Annotated in this window: 18 protein-coding genes and 1 tRNA gene; 7 read left to right on the plus strand and 12 right to left on the minus strand. The window is 72.6% G+C overall.

Annotation, left to right across the window (positions count from 1 at the left end; genetic code table 11):
- Positions 1-137: 137 nt before the first annotated feature.
- The 6 genes from AB0J53_RS26635 to AB0J53_RS26660 are packed head-to-tail and all read left to right on the plus strand — an operon-like array spanning position 138 to position 6587.
- The gene (locus AB0J53_RS26635) at positions 138-1460 is read left to right on the plus strand and encodes a Wzz/FepE/Etk N-terminal domain-containing protein (RefSeq protein WP_364176999.1); all 1323 of its coding nucleotides are present in this window, start codon (positions 138-140) and stop codon (positions 1458-1460) included.
- Positions 1457-2734: a hypothetical protein gene (locus AB0J53_RS26640; protein WP_364177002.1), complete on the plus strand. Its 1278-nt coding sequence runs from the start codon at positions 1457-1459 to the stop codon at positions 2732-2734. Before AB0J53_RS26635 ends, AB0J53_RS26640 begins: the two co-directional genes overlap by 4 nt.
- Complete coding sequence (locus AB0J53_RS26645) at positions 2721-3611, plus strand: hypothetical protein (protein ID WP_364177005.1); 891 nt, start codon at positions 2721-2723, stop codon at positions 3609-3611. Before AB0J53_RS26640 ends, AB0J53_RS26645 begins: the two co-directional genes overlap by 14 nt.
- 5 nt (positions 3612-3616) lie before the next feature.
- Positions 3617-4459, plus strand: coding sequence for a sulfotransferase (locus tag AB0J53_RS26650; protein WP_364177292.1), 843 nt, complete (start codon positions 3617-3619; stop codon positions 4457-4459).
- Positions 4450-5697 carry a lipopolysaccharide biosynthesis protein gene (locus AB0J53_RS26655; RefSeq protein ID WP_364177008.1) on the plus strand — a complete coding sequence of 416 codons (1248 nt, stop codon included), beginning with the start codon at positions 4450-4452 and terminating at the stop codon, positions 5695-5697. The genes AB0J53_RS26650 and AB0J53_RS26655 overlap by 10 nt, the downstream gene beginning before the upstream one ends.
- Positions 5694-6587 carry a sulfotransferase gene (locus AB0J53_RS26660; RefSeq protein ID WP_364177011.1) on the plus strand — a complete coding sequence of 298 codons (894 nt, stop codon included), beginning with the start codon at positions 5694-5696 and terminating at the stop codon, positions 6585-6587. The genes AB0J53_RS26655 and AB0J53_RS26660 overlap by 4 nt, the downstream gene beginning before the upstream one ends.
- Here the strand turns inward: AB0J53_RS26660 and AB0J53_RS26665 are convergent.
- The 12 genes from AB0J53_RS26665 to AB0J53_RS26720 form a co-directional block, all read right to left on the minus strand.
- Positions 6574-7308, minus strand: a complete 735-nt coding sequence (locus AB0J53_RS26665) for a WecB/TagA/CpsF family glycosyltransferase (RefSeq protein ID WP_364177014.1) — start codon at positions 7306-7308, stop codon at positions 6574-6576. The genes AB0J53_RS26660 and AB0J53_RS26665 overlap by 14 nt on opposite strands.
- 533 nt (positions 7309-7841) lie before the next feature.
- Positions 7842-8720, minus strand: coding sequence for a glycosyltransferase (locus AB0J53_RS26670; RefSeq protein WP_364177017.1), 879 nt, complete (start codon positions 8718-8720; stop codon positions 7842-7844).
- A complete protein-coding gene (locus AB0J53_RS26675) occupies positions 8717-9616 on the minus strand; it encodes a sulfotransferase (protein ID WP_364177020.1) in 900 nt (299 codons plus the stop codon). The genes AB0J53_RS26670 and AB0J53_RS26675 overlap by 4 nt, the downstream gene beginning before the upstream one ends.
- A 143-nt stretch (positions 9617-9759) precedes the next feature.
- Entirely contained in the window at positions 9760-11022 is a 1263-nt protein-coding gene (cysN, locus tag AB0J53_RS26680) for a sulfate adenylyltransferase subunit CysN (protein WP_219500360.1), read from the minus strand.
- A 4-nt stretch (positions 11023-11026) separates the two neighbouring features.
- Entirely contained in the window at positions 11027-11941 is a 915-nt protein-coding gene (gene cysD / locus AB0J53_RS26685; RefSeq protein WP_219500357.1) for a sulfate adenylyltransferase subunit CysD, read from the minus strand.
- 22 nt (positions 11942-11963) lie between these two features.
- The gene (locus AB0J53_RS26690; RefSeq protein ID WP_219500349.1) at positions 11964-12728 is read right to left on the minus strand and encodes a 3'(2'),5'-bisphosphate nucleotidase CysQ; all 765 of its coding nucleotides are present in this window, start codon (positions 12726-12728) and stop codon (positions 11964-11966) included.
- Positions 12728-14080, minus strand: a complete 1353-nt coding sequence (locus tag AB0J53_RS26695) for a sugar transferase (RefSeq protein WP_219500396.1) — start codon at positions 14078-14080, stop codon at positions 12728-12730. The genes AB0J53_RS26690 and AB0J53_RS26695 overlap by 1 nt, the downstream gene beginning before the upstream one ends.
- 193 nt (positions 14081-14273) lie before the next feature.
- A complete protein-coding gene (gene pth / locus AB0J53_RS26700; RefSeq protein WP_219500348.1) occupies positions 14274-14858 on the minus strand; it encodes an aminoacyl-tRNA hydrolase in 585 nt (194 codons plus the stop codon).
- A 60-nt stretch (positions 14859-14918) separates the two neighbouring features.
- Positions 14919-15533 carry a 50S ribosomal protein L25/general stress protein Ctc gene (locus AB0J53_RS26705; protein WP_357586222.1) on the minus strand — a complete coding sequence of 205 codons (615 nt, stop codon included), beginning with the start codon at positions 15531-15533 and terminating at the stop codon, positions 14919-14921.
- A 100-nt stretch (positions 15534-15633) separates the two neighbouring features.
- Positions 15634-16611 carry a ribose-phosphate diphosphokinase gene (locus AB0J53_RS26710; RefSeq protein WP_219500340.1) on the minus strand — a complete coding sequence of 326 codons (978 nt, stop codon included), beginning with the start codon at positions 16609-16611 and terminating at the stop codon, positions 15634-15636.
- Positions 16598-18058 (minus strand): bifunctional UDP-N-acetylglucosamine diphosphorylase/glucosamine-1-phosphate N-acetyltransferase GlmU, encoded by a 1461-nt coding sequence (gene glmU / locus AB0J53_RS26715; protein ID WP_364177028.1) that lies wholly within the window; start codon positions 18056-18058, stop codon positions 16598-16600. Before glmU ends, AB0J53_RS26710 begins: the two co-directional genes overlap by 14 nt.
- 120 nt (positions 18059-18178) lie before the next feature.
- Positions 18179-18250, minus strand: a tRNA-Gln gene (locus AB0J53_RS26720).
- Positions 18251-18518: 268 nt separating this feature from the next.
- Between AB0J53_RS26720 and AB0J53_RS26725 the strand changes: the two genes are divergently transcribed.
- Positions 18519-19460, plus strand: a complete 942-nt coding sequence (locus AB0J53_RS26725) for an acyl-CoA desaturase (protein ID WP_364177031.1) — start codon at positions 18519-18521, stop codon at positions 19458-19460.
- Positions 19461-19483 lie beyond the last annotated feature (23 nt).

Raw genomic sequence — 19483 nt, forward strand, 5'->3', positions numbered from 1 at the left:
CGCCCGTACGGGAGAAAATCTTGGGTAATCGACCTGGGTAATATCCGGCCCGCCTATAGTGGGCGCACACCTCGGCACGTGACGCAGAGTCGCAGAAGCGCGACAATCCGCTACGCACTTCAGGGAGACGCGCCTCCATGAGCTCGACGCCGGACTGCCCGGCCCACCGCTCCGGCACCGAGCTGGGGTCGCACCTTTCGCTGCTCCGCAGGCGCTGGCTGCTGTTCCTGGGCTGCTTCCTGGCCGGCGGCACGATGGGGCTGGCGCTGATGCGGCTCACCCCGCCCGCCTACACCGCCACCACCCAGGTCCTCGTCACCCCGGTGGGCGTGCCCGAGCAGGGCAACCAGGTGACCACCAGGCAGCGCGAGCAGCTCAACCTCGACACCGAGGCGCAGATCGCCCGCTCCGGCGTCGTCGCCGCTGCCGCCGCCCAGATCGCCGGCATCGCCGAGCCGGAGCCCGTCGAGGTCACGGTGCCGCCCAACTCGGCGGTCCTGCTCATGACCGTCACCGCGCCCGACCCCGTCGCCGCCGCCACCCAGTCGCGCGCCTACGCCGACGCCTACCTGGCCCACCGGGCCGACGGCGCGCAGGCCGCCATCACCTCCCAGCAGAAGCTCATCCTGGCCAAGCTCAAGCAGGTCAACGCCGCGCTCGCCAAGGCCGTCACACAGCTCGGCGGGCTGCGCCGCGGCACCGCCGAGCACACGCTCGCGCTCCACCGGCAGGGCGTGCTCAACCGGCAGGCCAACAGCCTCACGCTCAAGTACGACGCGCTCAAGACGGTCCCGGTGACGCCCGGCTCGGTCATCAGCCCGGCCGAGCCGCCGTCCGCGCCCAGCTCGCCCAGCCTGCCGCTCCACCTGGCCTCCGGGCTCGTCGCCGGGCTGCTGGCCGGCGCCGGCGCGGCGAGCCTGCGCGACCGGCTCGACACCCGGCTGCGCACCGCCGCCGACGTCGAACGGCTGACCGGGCTGCCCGTCCTGGCCGACCTGGCACGCCCGGCCGAGCTCGCCACCTCCGTCGTCTCCGCCTGCCCCGGCAAGTGGCTGCTGGTCAAGGCCGTGCCCGCCGAGCTCGGCACCGCGTCCGTGATCGCGCCGCTGGCCGCCGGCGCCCCGCTGTCGGTGCTCAACGGCGCCGAGGTGGGCGACCTCGGCCGGGCCGACGCGGCGGTGCTGCTCGTCGGGCTGGGCGAGGCCACCGCCGAGCAGGTCGCGGCCGCCGTACGGCAGGTCGGCCGGCACCGCGTGCCCGTCATCGGCGTGGTGACGACGACGGACCTGACGCCCGCGCCCGTGCCCGAGCCGCGCCGGCCCAACACGCTCGGCAAGCTGGTCGCGAGCGGCGAGCTCGCCGAGAGCGGCGCCCTGACGACGCCGATGAGCACGCCTGTGCACACCCCCGCGCACAAGCCCGTGAACCGCCCGGTGGGCTCGCTGGGCAAGCCGACGTGAAAGGGCCCGCCTGGCCCATCGGCGCGCTGCTGCTCGGCTATCCGGTCTGGTGGGCGCTCGGCTTCGGCGGGCTGTCGGTGGTCGTGCTGGCCGTGCCCATGGCCGTCATCCTGTTCCGGCGGCGGCCGGTGCGGGTGCCGCGCGGGTTCGGGCTGTGGGCGCTGCTCATCGGCGGCTACCTGATCAGCGCGCTGATGCTGGGCGAGATGCCGCCCGGCACCTACGGCGAGCTCGGCGCGGGCCGGCTGGCCGGCTACGGGATGCGGCTGGCGCTCTACCTGTCGCTCATGGTCATGGTGCTCTACCTGGGCAACCTCACCGAGCGGGAGCTGCCGCAGCTCCGGCTGGTGCGGATGCTCGGCGTGCTGTTCGTGACGACCGTGGCGGGCGGGCTGCTCGGGCTGCTCGCGCCCGGGTTCTCCTTCACCTCACCGGTGGAGATGCTGCTGCCCGACTGGCTGGCGGGCAACCCGTTCGTGCAGAACCTCATCCACCCGACCGCCTCCCAGACGCAGAAGGTGCTCGGCTACTCCATGCCGCGCCCGGAGGCCCCCTACGAATGGGCCAACGCGTGGGGCAGCAACGTGTCGGTGCTGCTGGTCTGGTTCGTGGTCGGCTGGTGGGTGTACGGGTCGCGCCGCCGCCGGGTGGTCGCCGTGGCGCTGGTCGCGCTGGCCGCCGTGCCGATCGTCTACTCGCTCAACCGCGGCCTGTGGATCGGGCTCGGGCTGGCCGTCGCGTACCTGATCGTCCGGGTGGGCGGCCGGACCAGGCTCATGCTGTGCGCCGGGGCGGTCGCGGCGGCGCTGGTGTTCGCGCTCAGCCCGCTGGCCGGGCTCGTCATGCAACGCCTGGACAAACCGCACTCCAACGACATCCGGGCGTTCACCGTGTCGGCCACGATCGAGGCCGCCACCCACTCCCCCGTCGCCGGCTACGGCAACACGCGCAACGCGCTCGGCAACCATCGCACGATCACCACCGGCAAGACCGGCTGGTGCGCGGGCTGTGGCCATCCGCCGCTGGGCGCTGACGGGCAGCTCTGGCTGCTGATGATCACCCAGGGGTTCACCGGGGCCGTGCTCTACGTGGCGTTCTTCGCCGGGGCGATCCGCCGCCACTGGCCCGACCGGACGCCGATCGGGCTGGCCGGGGTGCTCGTGATGTGCCTGGTGCTGCTCTACATGTTCGTCTACGACGGGCTGGTCACGCCGCTGAGCCTCTACTTCATCTCCTTCGCCCTCCTGTGGAGGAACACGCATGCACGACCATAGGATCCGGCTGCGCTATCTCGGCGACACGCTCGACCTGCTCTTTCCCGGCACCGGGTCGCCGCGCCCCTACACGGTGCTGCCCCACCCCTACCTGCCCCGGCGGCTGGCTCCGCGCCGCTGGTGGCATCCGGGGCCGAGGGTGATGCTGCCCGCCGAGGGGTCGATCGGCGACCACCTGGGCGAGGTGTTCGGCACGCCGGTCGAGCTCGTCGTGCACGTGCGGCCCGCCCGCCGGGCCAACCGCAAACCGGTCCTGGAGGCGTACTCGGCGGGGGCGCGGCTGGCGTACGTGAAGGTCGGCGACAGCGAGCGGGCGCGCGCGCTGGTCGCCAACGAGGCCGCCGTGCTGTCTCGGCTGGCCGACCGGCCGCTCAAGAGCGTCGTCGCGCCCAGCGTGCTCTACCACGGCACCTGGCGCGGGCTCGGCGTGCTCGCGCTGTCGCCGCTGCCCGCGCGGCGCGGCCGGGTGCCCGAGCCGCTGCTCGTCCGCGCCGTCAAGGAGATCGCCGCCACCGGCGACGGCGCGTGGCACGGCGACCTGGCGCCGTGGAACATCGCGCCCGCCGCCGACGGGCGGCTGCTCGTGTGGGACTGGGAGCGCTACGCGACCGGGGCCCCGCACGGGTTCGACGCGATGCACCACTTCTTCCAGCGGGCGCTGCGGCGCATGGACCCGCCCACCGCGGCGCGGGCCTGCCTGGCCCAGGCGTTGCGGGTGCTGGCGCCCTACGGGCTCTCGGCGGCCCAGGCCAGGCGGACGGCGCTGCTCTACCTCGTCGCGCTGGCCGACCGGCACGCCGCCGACGGGCACGAGCCGCTGGGGCCGCCACAACGCTGGCTGTCCCCGCTCGTCGACCACGAGGAGCCGATCCTGTGAAGCCGATGAAGCGGCCCGTCCTGTCGGTGTCGCGCGGGGCCGGGCGGTTCACCTCGGGGGCGCGCGTGCTGCCGTCGTTCCTCATCGTCGGGGCGCAGCGGTGCGGCACCACCTCGCTCTACCGGGCGCTGGCCCAGCACCCGCTGCTGCTCAAACCGGTGCTGCACAAGGGCGTCCACTACTTCGACACCGGCTACCGGCGGGGGCTGCCGTGGTACCGGGGGCACTTCCCGCTGCGCGTGGGGGCCACGCTCTTGGCTCGCCGCCACGGGGCCCCGGCGCAGGCGTTCGAGTCGTCGCCCTACTACCTGTTCCACCCGCTGGCCGGCGAGCGCATCGCCGCCGACCTGCCGGGGGTCAAGCTGATCGTGCTCGTGCGCGACCCCGTCGAGCGGGCGTGCTCGGCCCACGCCCACGAGCTCGCCCGCGGGTACGAGACCGAGTCCAGCTTCGAGTACGCGCTCGAACTGGAGGAACGACGGCTGGCCGGGGCCGAGGAGAGCCTGCGGGCGCGGCCGCACTCGGTGCACCATTCACACCGGCATCACGCCTACGTGGCGCGGGGCCGCTACGCCGCGCAGCTCGACCGGCTGGAGCCGCTGTTCGGGCGGGAGCGCATCCTGGTGCTCGACAGCCACCGGTTCTTCGCCGAGCCCGAGCCGGTCTACGACCGGGTGCTGGACTTCCTGGGCGTGCCCCGGCTCGGCTATCCGGCGTTCGAGCGGCACAACGGGCGGGCGCTGCCGAGGCCGCTGCCCGCGTCGCTGCGGCGGGCGCTGCGCGAGCGGTTCGAGGCGGACGACGCGCGGCTGGTGCGCTGGCTGGGGGGTGCGCCGTCGTGGCGGTGACGGGTCTGGCGCGCAGCGGCGCGGCGGGGCTGGCCGGGGCCGTGGTGGGGGCGCTGGCCCAGTTCGCGCTCGTGGTGGTGGTGACCAGGGGGCTGCCTGCCGCCCAGGCGGGCGAGTTCTTCGCGGTGACCGCGCTGGCGTTGCTGGCCGCCGGGGTGGCCAAGCTGGACGCGGGGAACGGGCTGGTGTACTTCATCGCGCGGGCCGGGACGTACGGCTATCTCGGCGTTTCCGGATATGTCAGGGCAGCGGTGGTGCCCGTCGCCGTGGTCGCCACCGCGGCCGGGATCGTCCTCCACCCGCAGCTCGGGCCGCTGGCCTGGGCGCTGCCCGCGATCGCCGTGGCCGACGTGCTGCTCGCGGCCACCCGCGGGTTCGGGGCGATGCGGCCCACCGTGCTGCTCGACGGGATCGTGCTGCCCGTCGGCCAGCTCGCCCTCGTCGCCGCCGCCCTCGCCCACGCCTCCGCGCTGCCCCTCGCCTGGGCCGCCCCGTACCTGCTCGTCGCCGTGCTGGCCGGGCTGGCGCTGCGCGGGCGGGCGCCCCGCACGCCCTACCTGCCCGGCACCGGGCGCGACCTGTGGCGCCACACCGCGCCCCGGTCGGCGGCGGGCGCCGTCCAGGCCGTGTTCCAGCGGCTCGACATCGTGCTCGTCGCCGCGCTCGGCGGGCCCGTCCAGGCCGCCGTCTACACCGCCGCCACCCGGTTCAAGGTCGTCGGGCAGCTCGCCAACCAGGGGCTCTCCCGCGCCGCGCAACCCCGCCTGGTGCGCGCGCTCGCCGACGGCGATCTCGCCCGCGCCCGCGAGCTCTACCAGGTCACCACCATGTGGCTGGTGCTGCTCACCTGGCCCGTCTGGCTCGGCTACGCCGCGCTCGCGCCCTGGCTGCTCGACCTGTTCGGCGCCGGCTACGACGCCGCCGCGCCCGTCGCCCTGGTGCTCGCCGCCGCCATGATGGCGGCCACCGCGTGCGGCATGGTCGACGTCGTCCTCACCGCCGCCGGGCACACCACCGGCAGCCTGCTCAACCTGCTCGCCGCGCTCGGCGTCACCGTGCTGCTCGACCTCGCGCTCATCCCCGCCCACGGCGCGCTCGGCGCCGCGCTCGGCTGGGCCGGCGGGCTGCTCGTCAAGAACGCCCTGCCGCTCTGGCAGCTCCACCGCCGCTACGGGCTGCGCCCCTTCGGCCGCCACAGCCTCGGCGCCCTCCGCCTCCGCGCCTGGGCCGCCGCGTGAACCCGCCCGTGCTCGTCACCGGGCTGCCCAGAAGCGGTACGAGCTGGACCGGCAAGATGCTGGCCGCCGGCGGCGAACTCGTCTACGTCAACGAACCGCTCAACCCGCAACACCCGCCCGGCCGCTCCCCCGGCGTGCTGCGCGCCCACGTGACCCACCGGTTCCAGTACATCTGCGACGACAACGCCGACGCCTGGCTGCCCGCCTTCCGCGACACCGTCGCCCTGCGCTACCGCTGGGCGGCCCAACTGCGAGCCAACCGCACCCCGTACGACCTGGCCCGCATGATCCGCTACGGCGCCGCGTTCGGGCTCGGGCGGCTGACCGGGCGGCGGGCCCTGCTCGACGACCCGTTCGCGGTGCTGTCGGCCGGCTGGTTCGCCACCCGGCTCGGCTGCCGCGTCATCGCGCTCGTCCGCGACCCCGTCGCCTTCGTGGCAAGCTGGCAGCGGCTCGGCTGGACCGTCTACTTCCACGAACTGCTCGAACAGCCCCTCCTCGTCCGCGACCACCCCGAGGTCGAGCTCCTGCGCCCGCTGATCGGCTCCCAGGACCGGCTCGCCAAGGCCGCCGCGCTGTGGCGGGTGACGCGCACGATCCTCTCCCGCCTCCCCGGCATCCACGTGACCTCGTACGACGACCTCGCCGCCGACCCCCTGCCCGGCTTCCGCACCCTGTACGACCACGCCGGGCTCACCTGGACCCCCGCCGCCGAACGCCGCATCACCCACGCCTGCACCGCACCCACCGGGCCCGCCCGGAGCTTCGCCTGGACAGGGCTCTCCCGCACCGCCTACCGGCCGATGGACTCCCGCCAGGCCCTGCGCACCGCCGCCCGCGGCCTCACCCCGGCGGAGATCGCCCGCGTCCGCGCCCTCACCGCCGCGTGACCCCGCGCCTGGCCTCCAGCAGCAACCGCACCGCGAACGGCAGATCGTCCACCAGGTAGCGCCTGGCCAACCGGCCCGGCTCCGACCCCAGCCGGAACGCCCACTCCAGCCCGGCGCGCCGCATCCACCCCGGAGCGCGCGGCACCATCCCGGCCGCGAACGCGATCGCCGCCCCGCAGCCCAGGAACCAGGCGCCGGGCAGCTCCTGGCGCAGGTCGCCGATCAGCAGCTCCTGCCGGGGGAAGCCCAGCCCCACGAACACCAGCCGGGGCCGCGCCCGCACCACGTCGCCTATCACCCGCTCGCGCTCCGCCGGGCGGGCGTCGAACCCGTACGGCGGCGACACCGCGCCCCGGACGTCGAGCCCCGGGCAGCGGCGCGCCAGCTCCCCCGCCGCGCCCTCGGCGGCCCCGGGCGGCCCGCCGAGCAGGTAGACCGGCCAGCCGCGCCGCGCCGCCCGCGCGCTCAGCGACCAGATCAGGTCCGCGCCCGTGACCCGCTCCGGCAGCGGCGTCCCCGAGATCCGCGACGCCCACACCAGCGGCATCCCGTCGGCCACCACCACCTCGGCCCGCCGCACCAGCTCCCGCAACCCGGCATCCTGCGCCACGGCCCGGCAGATGTCCACGTTGGGCGTCACGATCTGGCCCCCGCGGCCGGCCTCCACCTCCCCGCTCACCCAATCCACCACCTCGGCCTCGGTGACGGCATCCACCCCCACCCCACCCACCACCACCCGCCGCCGCCCAGCCGACAGCACCCCAGCTGAGCCCGCCCCCTCCAGGACGGCACCAGGCGGCCTGCCGGGTAGCGCCTCCTGGGGCGCCTGCGGGCGACGCCCGCCCACAGCCGCGCCCCGCCCCAGCGCCCCAGCGCCCGCCCCCTCCAGGACGGCGGCACGCGGCCGGGCCTCCGTTGGGGAGTCGGCCTCCGCATAGGGAGCAGGCGGCCCGCCGGGCAGTGCCTCCTGGGGCGCCTGCGGGCGACGCGCGCCCACAGCCGCGCCCCGCTCCGGCGCCCCAGCGCCCGCCCCCTCCAGGACGGCGGCATGCTGCCGCGTCTCCGTTGGGGAGTCGGCCTCCGGGGTGGTGTCGCGTGGTCGGGTGAGCGTGTCCGGGGGGCGGTGGGGGGCTCCGGGAGGTGGTGGGGCGCTCGGGGTGTCGTGGGCGCGGCTGGGGGTTGGCGGGGCCGAAGGGGGTGGGAACGGGTGGGTGGGTGAGGGCATGGTGGGGTCCGTTGTCCGGTGGGGCGGGGTCAGATGCCGTGACCTCGGCGGTGGAGGAGGGCGAGGACGCGGGGGGCGGGGATGAGGCCGGCGGCGACGGCCAGCGCGATGGGAGCGCGGGGTTCGCCGAGGCGGGCCGACAGGGCGCGGGAAGCCCAGCGGGCCGCGTCGAGGCGGTGGCCGAGCGCCGCGTGGCCGAAGGCGAGCTGGCCGTAGATCCGTGCCGCGCCGCGTGGATCCACGGCCAGTTCGGGATGCCGGGCGAGCATCCACTCCAGCCCGGCGATGCGGTCGGCCCAGCGGGCGGCGTAGTGGGAGGCCCCCCACCGGACCCGGACGAGGGGCCGGTCGGCGCAGGCGATCGGGTGGCGCCGGGCGGCGCGGAGCGCGAGGTCCCAGTCCTCGTTCTGCCCGGCGGGGGCGCTTTCGTCGACCCAGAGCGCGCCTCGCCGGAACAGGAACGTCGAGGAGTGCACCATGACCATGCGCGACCGGGTCAGGTCGGCGGCCGTGACCCGGTCGGCCCCGGCCAGCCGGATGACGCGCCGGTCGCCGTACTCGATCTCGATGCCGCAGCTCACGAACTCGGCGCCGGTGGCGGCGAGCCGCACCTGGGCGGCGAGTTTGCCGGGCAGCCAGAGGTCGTCGTCGTCGCAGAAGGCGACGAGCTCGGTGTCGCAGGCGGCGATGCCGGTGTTGCGCGCCCCGGGCAGTCCCGGGCTGAGCCGGTTGCCGATCACTCTCGCCTGGGCGGGCACCTGCCGCCGCACGGTCTCGGGCGGCACGCCGTCGGCGACGACGACCACGTCGACCGGGTGGTCCTGGGCGAGCGCGGCGAGCACGGCCTCGCGCAGGAGGTCGGGCCGGTCGCCGCGCGTGGGGACGACCACGCCGACGGGACCGGTCATGCGCTCGCCCTGCCGTAGCCGTAGCGGGCCCGGAGCGGCCAGGTGAGCGCGGCGACCAGCCTGCGGTGGTGGCGCGGCAGCCCCTGCCGCCAGGCGTCGTCGCGGGCCAGCTCGACGCGGCCCACTTTGAAGCGCATCGGGTTGCCCGAGGAGGTGTGGCTGGTGGTCAGGTAGGCGGTGGTGCCGTCGAGGAACGGCAGCCGGAACTCGGTGAGCCCGAGCACCCCGGCGAGCCCGGTCAGCGTGGCCTCCGGCGCGGCCAGCAGGTCCTCGTAGCGGATGCGGGTGACGGGGGCGCCGCGCCGGGCGAGGACTTCGAGGGCGAAGTTCTGGGCGTTCCAGTGGACGGCGGTGCGCAGCGGGGTCCAGCGGGTCATCGGCTGCCCGTCCTCGGGCCTGGCCACGCTGCGGCTCCAGGAGTGGGCGACGGCGCGCGGCTCGCGCACCACCTGCACGACCTGGGCGTCGACCCCGGCCTCGACCAGGCAGTAGGCGAGGGAGGCGTGCTTGCTGGAGTCGATCACCACGCGGGCGCCGGCGGCCTCGGCGGCGGCGCGGTAGACGCGACGGTAGGCCCGTACGTATTCGGCCAGGTCTGCGTGGGCGATGCGGGCCACCCGCCGGGTGCGGTCGACGCGGTGGCGCAGGGCGACGACCCGTTCGGCGAGCATGGCCGTCCAGCCGTTGAACGCGCGGTCGCCGACGCGCACCCAGAACGGGCAGACGCTGAACGCCCGGCCGCACCCGCACGCCTCGTCGGCCAGCACGCCGCGCTCCCACAGGTGGACGACCTCGCCCAGGGGCACGACGCCGGGCAGCTCGCCGAGGAGCCGTTCGAGCAGTGTCGTGCCGCTGCGGCCGAGGCCGCCAAGGAAGATCACGCGCGGTTCGCTCACGGGCATGGACTCTCGCATCGCCAACACGGAACGTGGAGACACTAGCGCGGAGAGTAATCAATCGGCCAAGGAACCGGAAATGATCTACCTAACGCGGAACGGCCGGCCGCGGGAAGCGCGACCGGCCGTTTCGGGAGCGAAGCTCAGCGGGAGTCGATGACCATGCCCGCCGCCACGGTGCTGTTGCTGGTCTCGTCGATCAGGATGAAACCGCCGGTGAGCCGGTTGCGCCCGTAGTCGTCGACGAACAGCGGCTGCGTCACCCGCAGCGTCACCCGGCCGATCTCGTTGAGGCCCAGCGCGGTGGCCTCCTCGTCACGGTGGAGGGTGTTGACGTCGAGCCGGTACTGCAGGTCGCGCACCAGCGCCCGCGCGGTGCGGGTGGTGTGCTTGATCGTCAGCTTGGAGCGCGGCGTCAGCTTGGAGGTGTCGGCCATCCAGCAGACCATCGCCTCCAGGTCCTGGGCGGCCTGCGGCTGGTTGTTGGGCCTGGCGATCATGTCGCCGCGCGAGATGTCGAGGTCGTCCTCGAAGCGCAGCGTCACCGACATGGGCGGGAACGCCTCCTCCACCGGCCCGTCGAAGGTGTCGATGGAGGCGATCCGGGTGGTGAGCCCGGACGGCAGGTGGACGACCTCGTCGCCGGGCTTGAGCACGCCGCCCGCCACCTGGCCGGCGTAGCCGCGGTAGTCATGGAAGGCGTGGTCGGTGGCCCGCTGCGGGCGGATCACGTACTGGACCGGGAAGCGCACGTCGGTCAGGTTGCGGTCGGAGGCGATGTGCACGTTCTCCAGGTGGTGGAGCAGCGAGGTGCCCTGGTACCAGGGCATGTTCTCGGAGCGGGACACCACGTTGTCGCCGTTGAGCGCGGAGATCGGGATGAACGTCAGGTCGGCCACGTTGAGCTTGGAGGCGAACGCGGTGAACTCCTCGCGGATCTCCTCGAAGCGCTCCTGGGAGTAGTCGACCAGGTCCATCTTGTTGACCGCGAGCACCAGGTGCGGGACGCGCAGCAGCGAGGTCAGGAAGGCGTGCCTGCGCGACTGCTCCAGCACGCCCTTGCGCGCGTCGATGAGGATGATGGCCAGGTCGGCGGTGGAGGCGCCGGTGACCATGTTGCGGGTGTACTGGATGTGGCCCGGCGTGTCGGCGATGATGAACTTGCGCCGGGGCGTGGCGAAGTAGCGGTAGGCGACGTCGATCGTGATGCCCTGCTCCCGCTCGGCGCGCAGGCCGTCGGTCAGCAGCGACAGGTCGGTGTATTCGGTGCCGCGGTCGCGCGAGGTGCGCTCGACGGCCTCGAGCTGGTCTTCGAAGATCGCCTTGGAGTCGAACAGGAGCCGCCCGATGAGGGTGGACTTGCCGTCGTCGACGCTTCCCGCCGTGGCGAAACGCAGAATGTCCATCGGTCTAGAAGTAGCCTTCCCGCTTGCGGTCCTCCATGGCGGCCTCCGAGGCGCGGTCGTCGGCCCTGGTGGCCCCGCGCTCGGTGATCCGGGTGGCCGCGATCTCCTCGATGATCTCCTCGACCGTGGCGGCCGTGGACTGCACGGCGCCGGTGCAGGTCATGTCGCCCACGGTGCGGTAGCGGACGACGGCCTCGAACAGCGGCTCGTCGTCGCCCCGCTGGACCACGTCGGCGTCGGGCAGCAGCATGCCGTCACGCTCGAACACCTTGCGGGTGTGGGCGAAGTAGATCGACGGGATCTCGATGCCCTCGCGCCGGATGTAGTCCCACACGTCGAGCTCGGTCCAGTTGGACAGCGGGAAGACGCGGATGTGCTCGCCCTGGGCGATGCGGCCGTTGTAGAGGTTCCACAGCTCGGGGCGCTGGTTCTTCGGGTCCCACTGGCCGAACTCGTCGCGGAAGGAGAAGACGCGCTCCTTGGCCCTGGCCTTCTCCTCGTCGCGCCGGGCGCCGCCGAAGACGGCGTCGTTGCGGTTGGCCTCGATGGCGTCGAGCAGCGTCGTGGTCTGCAGGCGGTTGCGGGAGGCGCGGCGGCCGGTCTGCTCGGCGACGCGGCCCTGGTCGATGGACTCCTGCACGGAGGCCACGATCAGCTTGGCGCCCAGCTCCTCGACGCGGCGGTCGCGGAACTCGATGACCTCGTCGAAGTTGTGGCCGGTGTCGACGTGCATGAGCGGGAACGGGATCGGCGCGGGCCAGAACGCCTTCTCCGCGATGCGGAGCATGACGATGGAGTCTTTGCCGCCGGAGAAGAGCAGACAGGGGCGCTCGAACTCGGCAGCCACCTCGCGCATGATGTGGATGGCCTCGGCTTCGAGTACGTCGAGCTGCGACGTCGTGTAGTCGCGCTGGAGCATAAGCGCTCTCCTCGGGGCGTTTTTAGCGGTGCAGGTCCCGAATCCCGGCGAGCAGGGTAGACGCCAAGTCCGGTAGGGAAACCAGAATATCCGGTAGGGAGGGGTCGGCTTGGTTGTAGGTCAGGGTTGAGCCGTCGACGCGGCTGGCGTGGGCTCCCGCGGCCAGCGCGACGGCGACCGGCGCGGCCGAGTCCCACTCGTACTGGCCGCCGGCGTGGACGTACGCCTCGACCTCTCCGGTGAGCACCGCGCAGATCTTGGCCCCGGCCGAGCCGATCGGCACCAGGTCGGCCCCGGCGAGGTAGGCGAGCTTCTGCACGAACTCCGGCGGCCTGGTGCGGCTCACCGCGATGCGGAAGCGGCCGCCCTCGTGGGCGGGCAGCTTGGGCGGCTCGGCGGTGCCGAGCGTGCGGCCCTGGGCGGGCAGCGCCACGGCCCCGGCGCTCAGCGTGCCGCGCTCCCACAGCGCGACGTGGACGGCCCAGTCGGCGCGGCCCTCCTCGGAGAACTCGCGGGTGCCGTCGAGCGGGTCGACGATCCACACCCGGTCGGCCGACAGCCTGCGCGGGTCGAGCCGCTCCTCGCGGGTGGCCTCCTCCGACAGCACGCTGTCGCTGGGCCGCAGCCTGGCCAGCGCCTCCATCAGGAACTCGTGGGAAGCCCGGTCACCGGCGGCCTTGAGCGCGGCCTGGTCGGCGAACCCGACGCGGTCCCGGACCGCCAGCAGGTGCTCGCCCGCCTCGGTCGCCAGGTCGGCGGCGAGGGCGTGGTCGTCGCGAATCGTCATCAGTAAGCTCCTTGCCCGCGTGCGACGGCCGACCAAGTCTTCCACAGGATCTGCAGGTCCAACATGAGGGACCAGTTCTCCACGTAACGCAGGTCGAGCCGGACCGATTCCTCCCATGACAGATCGGACCGGCCGCTCACCTGCCACAGCCCGGTCAGCCCCGGCCGGACGAGCAGCCGTCTGCGCACGTCGTCGCCGTAGCCGGCGACCTCCTCCGGCAGCGGCGGGCGCGGGCCGACCAGCGACATGTGGCCGAGCAGCACGTTGAGGAGCTGGGGCAGCTCGTCGAGCGAGTGGCGGCGCAGGAACATGCCGAGCGGCGTCACCCGGGGATCGTTGCGGATCTTGAACAGCGGGCCGTCGCCGTCGCTGACCAGGGTGATCTTCTGATATTCGGAGCCGCGCCGCATCGTGCGGAACTTCACGATCGTGAACGGCCTGCCGTCCCTGCCGATCCTGACCTGGCGGAACAGCGCGGGGCCGGGGCTGGTGGCGCGTACGGCGACCGCGAGCCCGGCCAGCAGCGGGGCGAGCAGCACGAGCAGGACGGCGGCCACCAGCCGGTCGAAGACGTTCTTGACGAGCTGCCTGGCGCCGGTCAGCTCGGGGTGCTCAACGTGCAGCAGCGGCAGCCCGGCGGCCGGCCTGATCATGGTGCGCGGCCCGGCGACCTCCATGAGCGCGGGGGCCACGACGAGCTCGGTCTGGGTGGCCTCCAGCCGCCAGGCGAGGCGACGCAGCGCCAGGCCGTCCATCTCGGGACAGGCGAGCACGGCGACCGTGTCGGCGCCTGCCTGCTCGACGACCAGCGGCACGTCGCTGAAGTGGCCGGCGACGGGCACCTCGGCCACGCTGTCGAGGGCGGCGTCGTCGGGCAGGCAGGCGGCCACGACGTCCATGCCGTGGTAGCGCTCCTTGCGGAACAGGCGTACGAGCTCGTCCACGGAGGCGGCGTGGCCGACGGCCACCACGCGGCGCAGGCACTCGCCGCGCGCCCGGCGGCGGTGCAGGGCGCGCCGCAGGGCGTGGCGCAGCGCCAGCGTCAGCAACGTGACCAGCGGCAGCGCGAGCACCACGTAGCCGCGGGCGACGTCGGCCTTGGTCAGGTAGGAGCCGATGGCGAGCAGGGCGGTGAGCGCGGCCCCGCAGCGCACGATGCGGCGGAACTCCTCCGAGCCCTCGCCGATGAGGCGCGGCTCGTAGGCCCGGTTGAGCGCGACGGCGCCCAGCCACACAGCGGGCAGCGCGACGCTGACCAGCAGGTAGGGGAGCGCGTGGGCGCTGACGTGGCCGAACCGGAAGCAGAACGCGGCGGCCGACCCGGCGCCGGCGGCGAGCAGGTCGGCGCCCATCGCCCGGAGCTGGTAGGCGCGCACCCAGCCGGGCACGCGCGGCCCGGCGCGCCAGGCGACGCTGGGCTCGGCTCCGGCGACGGTCAGCAACCCGTCCTGCACGCACGCCTCCAGGTGACGTTCGTCAACGGAATGTCACCAGATCGTAGCCCTGTGTGCAGGCTGCCCAGGCGGGAACGGCGTTATGAGCGGATCAGCGTGGAGGGCCGGAAATGTTCAGATCGGCGCGGTGAAACTCGTTCTGCGTCACGTCGAGGCCGCGCTCCATGAGCGACTCCACCACGTCGGCCGCCCGGTCGACCAGGAACGGCAGGTCCTTGCGCTCGGCCGTGGCGAAGTCCTTCAGCACGAACGAGGCGGGGTCCATCCGGCCGGGCGGCCTGCCGATGCCGAACCGTACGCGCAGGTAGTCGCGGGTGCCGAGGACCTTGGTGATCGACTTGAGCCCGTTGTGCCCGTTGTCGCCGCCGCCCAGCTTGGCGCGCAGCGCCCCGTACGGGACGTCGAGCTCGTCGTGGACCACGATGAGCCGGTCGGGGCCGATCTTGTAGAAGTCGGCGAGCGCCTTGGTCGGCCCGCCGGAAAGGTTCATGTACGTGAGCGGCTTGGCGAGCACGGCGGCCCGCGTCTCCAGCACCTCGGCCCGGCTGCGGTGCGCCTTGAACCGCCCGCCGGCCCTGGCGGCCAGCTCGTCGAGCGTCATGAAGCCCGCGTTGTGCCTGTTGCCCGCGTATTCGGGGCCGGGGTTGCCGAGCCCGACGATCAGCCAGCGGTCCATGTGCTTCCCCTCAAGCGGAAAGGGGCAGCCGGCATGCCGACTGCCCCGTGACCGGGATGGTTACTCGGCGGCAGCGGCCTCGGCGGCCTCGCCCTCGGCAGCCTCGCCCTCGGCGCCCTCCTCCTCGGCGGGAGCCTCGGTCGGCTTGGCGTTGACCTGGATGACCACGGTCTCCGGGTCGGCGATCAGCGTGGTGCCCTTGGGCAGGTCGAGCTGGCCGGCGGTGATCGAGGCGCCGACCTCCAGGCCCTCGACGCTGACCTCGACGCCGGTCGGGATGTGCGTGGCCTCGGCCTCGACCGCGATGCTCATGAGCTGCTGGTCGAACAGGCCCTCGGAGTTGACGTCACCGACGGCGGTGACGGGGATCTCGACGGTGACCTTCTCGCCGCGCTTGACCAGGAGCAGGTCGACGTGCTCGACGAAGCCCTTGATCGGGTCACGCTGGACGCCCTTGGGCAGCGCGAGCTCGTCGACGCCCTCGCCGTGGAGGCGGATCAGCACGTTGGGCGTGCGGAGCGCGAGGAGCACCTCGTGGCCCGGCAGGGTCAGGTGCTTGGGGTCGATGCCGTGCCCGTAGAGGACGGCGGGCACCTTGTCGGCGCGGCGGATCTTGCGGGCGGCGCCCTTGCCGAACGTGGTGCGCTGCTCGGCGGCGATACGGACTTCAGACACGACATCTCCTAGGGATGCAGAGTGCGAATGGGGTTTTGCGCTCCCCCTCACCCGCCCTAGCGGAAGGCGTTACGAGCGCAACCCTCTCAGCCTACCGGGCTCAGGTGTCTCCCTCGAACAGACTGGTGACGGAGCCGTCGGTGAACACCTCGGTGATGGCGCGGGCGATCAGCGGGGCGATGGACAGCACGGTCAGCTTGTCGAAGCGGCTCTCCTGCGACAGCGGCAGCGTGTTGGTGACGATGACCTCGGAGATGCGCGAGTTCTTCAGCCGGTCGACCGCCGGGTCGGAGAACACCGCGTGCGTGGCGGCGGTGATCACATTGGTGGCGCCCTGCTCGTAGAGGGCGTCGGCGGCCTTGCAGATCGTGCCGGCGGTGTCGATCATGTCGTCGATGAGCACGCAGGTCCGGCCGCGTACCTTGCCGACGACCTCGTTGACCTTCACCGAGTTGGCGACGTCGAGGTCGCGCCGCTTGTGGATGAAGGCCAGCGGGGTGCCGAGCGTGTCGGCCCAGCGCTCCGACAGCCGCACCCGGCCGGTGTCGGGCGAGACGATCGTGGTGTTGGCCAGGTCGAGCTTGTTCTTCAGGTAGCTCTCCAGCACCGGCATGGCGAACAGGTGGTCCACCGGGCCGTCGAAGAAGCCCTGGATCTGCGAGGTGTGCAGGTCGATCGACATGAGCCGGTCGGCGCCCGCGGTCTTGAAGATGTCGGCGATCAGCCGGGCGGTGATGGGCTCACGGCCGCGGCCCTTCTTGTCCTGCCTGGCGTAGCCGAAGAACGGCATGACCACGGTGATGCGCTTGGCGGAGGCCCGCTTGAGCGCGTCGACCATGATGAGCTGTTCCATGATCCACTGGTTGATCGGGCCGGTGTGGCTCTGGATCACGAAGGCGTCGCAGCCCCGGACGGATTCCAGGTAGCGGGCGTAGATCTCGCCGTTGGCGAAGTCGATCAACTTGGTGGGGGTAAGGGAGACGCCCACGTGCTCGGCGACCTCCTCGGCCAGCTCCGGATACGCGCGGCCGGAGAAGAGCATGAGGTTCTTCTCGCCCGGCTGTTTAATGCTGGTCACTGCTGCTCTCCTGCTGTTGCTGCTCGGCCAGCGCCCGCTCGGCCGCGGCTGCCGACTTCGTGCCCGCGCGCCTGCGCAAGACCCATTTCTCGATGTTGCGCTGACGCGCTCTCGCCACCCCGATCGCGCCGGGCGGCACATCGCCGTCGATGACGGAGCCGGCGGCCGTGTAGGCGCCGTCGCCGATCGTCACCGGGGCGATGAGCATGGTGTCGCAGCCGACGAACGCGCCGTCGCCCACGGTGGTGCGGCTCTTGTTGACGCCGTCGTAGTTGACGAAGACCACGGCCGCGCCGACGTTGACGTCGTCGCCGATCGTGGCGTCGCCCGCGTAGGTCAGGTGTGGGACCTTGGAGCGTTCGCCGACCTGGGAGTTCTTCATCTCGACGAAGGTGCCGGCCTTGGACTTGCGGCCCAGGACGGTGCCGGGACGCAGGTAGCAGTAGGGGCCGACGCTGGCCTCTGGGCCGATCTCGGCGCTGTCGGCGACGGCGTTGCGGACGACCGCGCCGGCGCCGACCCGGGTGTCGGTGAGCGTGGTGGCGGGCCCGACCTCGGCGCCGGCCTCGATGACCGTGCTGCCGTGGAGCTGGGTGCCGGGGTGGATGACGGCGTCGGGCTCGATGGTGACGCCGACGTCGATCCAGGTGCTGGCCGGGTCCACGATGGTGGCGCCGGCGCGCATGTGGCGCTCCAGCAGGCGCTGGTTGAGCACCTTGCGGGCGTGGGCGAGCTGGACGCGGTCGTTGACGCCCTCGACCTCGGCGTGGTCGGCGGCGACGTGCGCGCCGACCCGGTGGCCGTCGCCGCGCAGGATCGACAGCACGTCGGTGAGGTACTCCTCGCCCTGGGCGTTGTCGGTGGACACCCGCTTGACGGCGTCGGCCAGGAGCGCGCCGTCGAAGGCGTAGATGCCGGAGTTCATCTCCTTGATGGCGCGCTGCTCGGGGGTGGCGTCCTTCTCCTCGACGATCTCCAGCACGGCGCCGTCCGGGTCGCGGACGATGCGGCCGTAGCCGGTGGGGTCGGGCACCTCGGCGGTGAGCACGGTGACCGCGTTGCCGTCGGCCTCGTGCTTGCGCAGCAGCTCGGCCATGGTCTCGGCGCGCAGGAGCGGCACGTCGCCGTAGGTGACCAGGACGGTGCCGGTGATGGCGCCGACCTCCTCCAGCACGGTGCGGACCGCGTGGCCGGTGCCGCGCTGCTCGCGCTGGACGACGGCGCGGGCGTCGGGGCTGGTCTCGGCGAGGTGGGCGCCGACGCGTTCGAGCGCGTGGCCGATGACGACGATGAGCCGCTCGGGACCGAGGTCACGGGCGGCGGAGAGCATGTGGTCGACCAAGGCTCGGCCGCACAGCTCGTGCAGGACTTTCGGGGTCTGGCTCTTCATCCGGGTCCCCTCGCCGGCGGCGAGGACGACGACGGCTGCCGGGCGCGGCACACTCACGGACTGAGGCTCCCTGTGGCTGGACGGTTCAGGGCAGTGGCTACCGCACCGCTACCCTCCCGACATCGTGAGGATACCTGCCCGTCCTGGGCTCTCTCGCGAGGGGGGACGCCCGAAAGGCTCCCGGAAGAGGACTCGAACCCCTACAAAGTGGACCAAAACCACTTGTCCTGCCGATTAGACGATCCGGGATTAATCGGACACCGTGGCGTCCGACACACCCCCTACGATACCGATTCCGCGCCCACCTTCGCCCCCATCTGAGTGTCAGGGCGTTCTCTGGGCAGGGAGACGGCATAACAGACCGTCCCAAAAGCCGCAAGCCATGAAACCCACGCATGTCGTTGGCAAGCCCGTTGCGAAACACACATCGCCGCTTAGGGCTTCCTAACTTACGATGGCGTAGGTTACGTTTGCGTAGCCAGGACAATCACCGCAAACAGCTCGTGAGAGGCAGCCGATGACCGTACTCGCCGAACGCTCGACCCCAGGACCGAAGCCCGACTTCGAACCCGAACCGCGCACCAAGGCCGAACTGATCACGTTCGCGCTGGTCGTCGGGCTCCCGCTGATCGCTATCGGCGCCGCCGTGCCGATCGCGTGGGGATGGGGGCTCATCGGCTGGAGCGACGTGGTGATCGCGGCGGTCTTCTACGTCATCTCCGGTCTCGGCGTCACGGTCGGCCTGCACCGCTACTTCACCCACGGCTCGTTCAAGGCCAAGCGCCCGCTCAAGATCGCTCTGGGGATCGCGGGCAGCCTCTCCCTGGAGATGTCGGTGCTCGACTGGGTCGCCACCCACCGCAAGCACCACAAGTTCTCCGACAAGGAGGGCGACCCGCACTCGCCGTGGCGCTTCGGCCCCGGATTCAAGTCCATGACCAAGGGCCTGCTGTACGCGCACATGGGCTGGCTGTTCGACGCCGACCGGGTCAACCGTGAGAAGTACGCCCCGGACCTGGTCAGGGACCCGGACGTGATGAAGCTCCACCGCTGGTTCGGCGCCCTCGCGCTCACCTCGATCCTGCTGCCGGGCGTCATCGGCGGCCTCGTCACCTGGTCCTGGCAGGGCGCGCTGACCGCGCTGTTCTGGGGCTCGCTCGTGCGCATCGGCCTGCTGCACCACGTCACCTGGTCGATCAACTCCATCTGCCACGTGTTCGGCGAGGAGGACTTCCAGGTCCGCGACAAGTCGCGCAACGTGTGGTGGCTGGCCATCCCGTCGTTCGGCGAGTCGTGGCACAACCTGCACCACTCCGACCCCACCTGCGCCCGGCACGGCGTTCTCAAGGGGCAGATCGACCTGAGCGCCGGCGTCATCCGGATCTTCGAGCGGCTCGGCTGGGCGCACGACGTGCGCTGGCCCACTCCGGAACGCCTGGCGGCCAAGAGAATCTCCTGACAGCACGCCATTATGGGAACCGT

The organism is Nonomuraea sp. NPDC049725, assembly GCF_040674795.1.
Classification (GTDB): domain Bacteria; phylum Actinomycetota; class Actinomycetes; order Streptosporangiales; family Streptosporangiaceae; genus Nonomuraea; species Nonomuraea ceibae.